The 6,063-nt window shown below is 47.3% G+C and carries 4 protein-coding genes and 1 pseudogene; all 5 read right to left on the bottom strand.

Annotation, left to right across the window (positions count from 1 at the left end; genetic code table 11):
* Positions 1-498: pseudogene (locus tag Q0R17_RS13195) on the bottom strand (contractile injection system protein, VgrG/Pvc8 family); the annotation flags it as partial.
* Between the two features lie 148 nt (positions 499-646).
* Positions 647-1,543, bottom strand: a complete 897-nt coding sequence (locus tag Q0R17_RS13190) for a hypothetical protein (RefSeq protein ID WP_293935756.1) — start codon at positions 1,541-1,543, stop codon at positions 647-649.
* 511 nt (positions 1,544-2,054) lie between these two features.
* Positions 2,055-3,236, bottom strand: a complete 1,182-nt coding sequence (locus tag Q0R17_RS13185) for a type VI immunity family protein (protein ID WP_293935755.1) — start codon at positions 3,234-3,236, stop codon at positions 2,055-2,057.
* 12 nt (positions 3,237-3,248) lie between these two features.
* Entirely contained in the window at positions 3,249-4,535 is a 1,287-nt protein-coding gene (locus Q0R17_RS13180; protein WP_293935754.1) for a hypothetical protein, read from the bottom strand.
* Positions 4,536-6,063 (bottom strand): DUF2345 domain-containing protein (locus Q0R17_RS13175; protein WP_293935753.1); only part of this gene is annotated, 1,528 nt, incomplete at its 5' end.

Raw genomic sequence — 6,063 nt, 5'->3', positions numbered from 1 at the left:
AGTGGCGTCAGCGCGATGAAAGCGCACCTGTGGTTCGGCGGCCTCCGGCAGGGCATAGGCGTCATCAAACACAATCAGCTGCACCTGCGGCGAATCACCCGGCAAATGCATAAAGCGCCAAGCCAAGCCTTCCTCGTGCATGAGGCGCGTTAAGAAATCAAAATCAGACTCACGGTATTGCAGGCAATAAGAGCGCGGTAGGTGCGTGCCGGTGAGTTTAAAATCCCGCGTTTGCACGGCTGCAAACGCGGGGTTCATCGCTTGATGCTCGGCCAGCACCTGTTTAATGATGTCTGGAACGCTTAAATCCTGAAAAATGCGTGAAGTGCGGCGATAGCGCAGCAGGGCAAACGGGGGCTCTATGGTTAAAGCATATTTAGCAAAGCCACCATCTGAGCCAAGTAACTGCGCTTGGGAAATCACCCCGCAACGCTCGACCTCGCCGCCATCGGCATCGCTAATTGCAATTACCACCGGCAGACCCAATAGCGATTTAATAACTGAATAACTGAATAACTGGGGTCAGAACAAACTTAAATCCTACTACGCTTAATGCTCTCAGAGCTAAAGAAAGTGGGTTTAACTTTACCCTGACCCCAGTTATTCTGGCAGTTATTCCTAGCTTAGCTTGCCATTGATGACTTATTCAACGCTGCCATTTTAAATATGATTCCTCGAATAATTTAGTTGAATATGTTTTGCCGTCATAGTTCAATGTAAAATAAAAAGGCTTACGTTTAGATTGAGAGCCATCGTCAATCTCACTTTTAATCGTTATTAATAAATCATTAAAACCATGATTTACATTTTTCCCAACGGAAATAGAGCGCTGGAAGTGTTCAACAACCCGTTCATTTTCATTTTGTTGGCAGTTAGATCCTTTTATAAACCAAGAGGTTGACATAAAAAAATCCTCAAGGACGGGGCGTATTTTTTCCTCTTCTCTAATGTATAAGGTTCGTCTTGCCCCGATACTTCCATCGCCGCAATTGGGCATATAATCACCAGAAATATCTAAACCAAAGGCACGAACTCCACCTGCAAGATAGTAAGCCGCCGTGTCTATTCTCAGGCTATTTTCTTCTAAGCGCATAGAGGCATCCTCAATAATAAAAGACCGATAGGAACTTAGTATTTTATTACTCCGCGTATCAATTAATGATAAAAATAGCTCTTTTTTACTTATACCCTCAATTTTTGAATTTTCCTCACTAGTATAAGCAATTGCTGCCACAATAGTATTCTTTTCTTTCGGTAATGCTTTACATACAGAGCTGATTATAACTCCATTACCATTTAAGTTTTGACGAAAATTTTTTAGTTTTAATGTATGCCCTATAAGATCAATTATCGTTGCATGGCAGTATTGATCATTTTTAATGATATTTGCATTGGCAACCCCAATTGGGTAAATAAAGAATAGTAGAAATATTTTATATAATTTTTTTTTCATGGATATCTTATCTATCGATTTTAGAGTGGGCTCAGCTTGTGCTAGCACAACCACTTTCAATTGTCGTAATAGGGAAATAATAGATTGCATTCTAGTAATCCTTAGATTAAAAAATCAAAAGCAGCTTTGGCATATTTACGCCTAAGTAGCGCAGGGCTAGCACTACTGGGGCTATAAGAACCCTCGCTATTTCTCCTCCCCAACTCCCCTGCGTTAACTTTCACCGTTACCCTGTCAACATTACTATCTGTAATACCGCCATCAGCAGGTTCCATACACATATTGGAAACCCAGAACCAAATCGCTGAGCGTAACGAATAAGGCAATTGGATTAGTGTCTAAAGGGTCATAGTGTCTAAAGGGTCAGGTCTTACATTTGACAAAATGTAATCAATTTAACTTGGATTATAACGACTGTAAATTTTATCTTATGCAAAATGGAAGACCTGACCCCATTGCTTTTCAAGCGTTTGTTTTACTTTATCGCTTAATAGCGCCGAGGCGGCTTTAGAGGCAAAGAAAGCGGATTTAACTTTGCTCTGACCCCAGTTATTCCGGCCCATTGTTTTTATCAATATTTTTTTAAATAAATTGTAAATAGTTAATCTTGATCAGCATCCCAATACCAAATTGTCGCACCATAAGCAGAGCTGGGAAAATCTGGCATTAACTCGCCCTGTTTGAACGAAGCACGGCTGTTTTGTTTGGCAGGGGTGTACCAATAGCCTGATTGTGGGCAGGGTTGGTTTGCTTCGCAGCGCTGTATATCCGCGTTATTTTGAGGGAAAGGCACTACAGCAGCATAGGCTGCTGACTCATCAGGAATATCAAAGCGCTTGAGCCATTGATCTGTAAGGTCAGGCGTAAAGCGAGCCTCTCCCGCAATCGAGCCGTAATGCAAGTTGGATAGTTCTGCCACACGGGCAGGTTTTAGGATGCGGTTGGCGGCGATATAGCTGGCGGGTAGCGGGCCTTTTTCTACCCAGCCCAGCTCTGGGTATTCACCCGTTTTGACCATAATGCCACCAGAGTAATTCAGTAAGCTAAGCCCCTCTTGTTCTAACGCCGATGCCAGCACGTCTTTGCCGCCCAGCTGTGGTAAATAACTGTCCGATAAAATCGTGTACCAGTTGATGCTTTTAAAGCCTTCACGTAATTCGCCATGACTGGTGCAACTGCCAACCTCAAAACACTTAAATTGCTCGGCGTGTTCCAGCTCTAAATTTTCATAGCGATGAAATTCATTACCCTGCTGGAAGCCTAGCCCTGCATAGCCATGTAGAGGCTGAAGCAAGCTGGCCCATTCACGTAAGCGCTGCTCAAATATAGCTAGACCATTTCCTTTTAATTCTTCAATAGGAAGATAAATTTTTAAATATGCAATACTTTTGTAGTTTTTTTCCCACCAGCCTGCTTGCGAGTAAGCTTCAACTGAATAGCTGCCAACGAATTCATAGCCTGCACCAGACGACCAGGTAAACTCAACAGGATGAGTCATCGGTAAGGTTCTCACCCATTCACTGCCTTTGGCATAATCGCTGGCGGAATAAGCGCGGATTCTGTCCTGCCCGTCTCCCCAATAGCCCCATTGAAGATGCCGACCATAATGCAGATGAAATTCTTGCATCACTTGGGCAATGGCTTGGCGGCGGGCAGGCAGATAAGCGCCGACCATATAAAACACAGCCACTAAACCGCCTTGCAAAGTCGTCTTATCTGGCTCGTCTTCGTCCACATAGGTAAAGTGCCAGCTAGCCTCTTCCCATTCATCAAAAAAACTCATATCTACCCCTATTTATTCTGGGATGAAAAATACATTTATCGAAACATCTTTATTCTGCGCATTTAATGGGCTGGCCGCTGCCTCATAAATGGCAGCGTTGGCCGCCAAAGTGCTGGCAATAATAGGTTTGGCTGGGAAGCGAATTAAGGTCTTACTTCCCCTTGCCAGTAAAACAATGCCATCGCCCAGTGTGGCAGTTTCTGCCATTGCAGCGACACCAAACCATGCCGCCCCAGCTGCTGCCCCCGCTAAAGGGGCCGCCAGCGTTATTTCCAAGCTCTGCCTTGTTTGTTCTCTTTGCCGCTCTGCTGCTGCGGCTTGAGCAGGGTCGTAAGCACGTAATACTGGCGTGCCTGCCGGGATTTGGGTGGGGACTAGTTTGCGGCGCACTTGCTCCAGTTCTTGCTGAACTTCCCCCAAAAGCAAAGCGCCAGGAGCCAGCGCTTGGCGCAGCGGGAGGGGGGAAGCGACTTTACTCTCTACATCACGAAACACTGGCTCACTCAGTCTTGCTTCCGTTAGCCAAGCTCGACGTCTGCGCTTACCTATTCTGCATAGTCTTGTTTCAAGCAAGCGTAGTTTGTCTTTATGCAGGTCACCTCCTGCGATTTGAATATAAGCTTCCTGTTGATCACGCCACAGTTGATCATTCCCAAACTTCATTTCAATCACAAAAGCAATATTCGAAGGGGTAAACAGCGCCGCACCGCTCAGGCTTTTGTAATCTTTAAAGCGGATCACATCAGGAATGCGTAACAAGCCTGGCAGCTTAACCCTGCCCTGTTTATTCATGCCAAATACCCCTGCTGTTTCCACATTGATCAGCATATTGATCTGGCGAAAATCAGCGGGGCTAAGGTTATCCTCCAGCATTTTTTTCGTCAGTACGGCATCAAGCAGAGACAGCTCTATCCCCATATCCAGTACCGCTCGCTTATGAGAAATTTCATAACGATTCATCGGCATGGTTGATGGGCGATGTGGCTCTTCGTAACTCATAATCGGCTTGGGGCCACCCGGTGCCCCCATATCAAAGCCGACTTCTCCGTAGTAAGGCCACTTCCATTTATTAAACTTACAATCTAAAGACACCCATTTAGAAACTTGGCGCTGATAGCGGGGAGTGCCATTACTGGCCATCAGTGGGAAGCGCTGAGCAAAGCCTGCTTTCTGGCAGAGATACCATAAATCCATAGGATTAGTCACAGGTAGCGTTGTGCCCGCCTGTGCAGGTGTTTTAGTCGTGGTTTTACGGCCACTACTAGGTGTTTGTGAGCTTCTTTTTGGAGGGTTAGCCATTTAAATTTCCTCCTGATCGTCTGCGGAATCTTCGGTTTTTGTCAGATCAATAAAATCCAGCTGATGCGAAATCGTGCCGTCCCAATACCTGACTTGCAAAAGGTCCAATTCATCTTTTTTAGGCAGCGCTTCAGCTTGTACTGGGTCAGTTTGTTCCGAGTGAGCGACTTGGGTTTCGCCCTTGTCATCGGTTTTACTTTTGATCATGGCTCCGTCAGGCAAGGTCATTTGATAAGGATGATTTGGCAATACCTTGCCCTTTGCATTTTTAAGAATAAAGAACTCTTGGAATTTCCCGCTCTTAGGTAAATCAGGGAGTTCTACGCTTAGCTTCGCAGGCCCGCCCCAATCATGGCTGCCGCCCTTAATGCTCACTTTCCCTGGCGCATGCATCTCGATTTTGCCGTCTTTGATTCGGATGTAAGCACCGCCTGCGGTGAGCAGTATTTCCTGCTTGGCGTTGAAGAGGCCCTTGCCTTTGATGGCTGTGAGCTTGGCATTTTTGTCGGCGGTGATTTCTATATCGTCGCTTTGCGCCTGCATTTGCAGCTTGCCCTTGGCGGCGATGAGCTTCAGGGTGATTTGCTCTTTCACACCGCCCACAAACAGGCTGATGTGCTGGCCTACGTTGTGAATCCAGCGGCGGGCGGTGCTTTGGTTGCTGTCGCGCTGGGCGATTTGGTCTAGGTTGCTGCCTGCGCTGATCGTCTGGCTTTGCGGACTCGTAATCGCCACACCATCCTCGCCGTGCAGCAGGATAATTTTTTGCTGGCCTGCTTGCTCTTTGAATTTGGTTTTGCCGTCTTTATCGGTGTTGCTGCCTGCTTCAAAGCTTTTGCTGGCGTGCACGTGGTGGTAAAGATGACCGTGGGTGGCTTTGTCGCCGGGGCTGTTGTCGGGTTTGACGGTTTGATCGTCGTCGCCGGTTTCGATAGTGTCAGCGAGTTGTTTAGTAGCGTATTCGCCAAGATTTTTGGCGGTTTCCAGGGCGGATTCAAGCTGGCTTTGGGCGGGTGTGCGGTCGAGTTGCGTGCCACTCGCTCCGCCTTTGGTTTCGGTACTGATGAGTAAGCCGCTGGCGCGAATTGCACCTTGTTTGTCGCTGCGTAATTCAAAACCTTCGCCGCGAGGTTCACCCTTACCATCGGTGCGCGGGTGGATTAAATAGCCAAGGTTGAGCTGGGTTTTACCATGCTCGCTGGATAATTTGGTGCGTACTTCACCTTTGGTGTCGTCAAACAGCAGCTCGCCGTATTGCCCGCCTTCATGCTCTTTGGTTTTGATGCCAGACAGCGTTTTGTTGGCAGGCAAAGCGCCTGCGCCGCTGAAGGTGGGCACCGGGTGGCTGCCGTTGTGGACGACGGCGGTGACGATGGGGCGGTCGATATCGCCTTCGATAAAGTCGACTAAAACTTCTTGCCCGATACGCGGAATAAACTGGTGGCCAAAGCCTGCACCGGCGCTCGGCATAGATACGCGTACCCAGCAGGAGGATTTGTCATCCATATTTGCGCCAAAGCCTGGGTGT

Source organism: Iodobacter sp. (genome assembly GCF_025352645.1).
GTDB lineage: Bacteria > Pseudomonadota > Gammaproteobacteria > Burkholderiales > Chitinibacteraceae > Iodobacter.
This window is presented reverse-complemented; position numbering and strand designations above follow the sequence as displayed.

What these genes read in the sequence shown, in the direction of transcription:
- Q0R17_RS13190 (WP_293935756.1), bottom strand. Translation starts at nt 1,543, where the DNA reads ATGCAATCTATTATTTCCCTATTACGACAATTGAAAGTGGTTGTGCTA.
- Q0R17_RS13185 (WP_293935755.1), bottom strand. Translation starts at nt 3,236, where the DNA reads ATGAGTTTTTTTGATGAATGGGAAGAGGCTAGCTGGCACTTTACCTAT.
- Q0R17_RS13180 (WP_293935754.1), bottom strand. Translation starts at nt 4,535, where the DNA reads ATGGCTAACCCTCCAAAAAGAAGCTCACAAACACCTAGTAGTGGCCGT.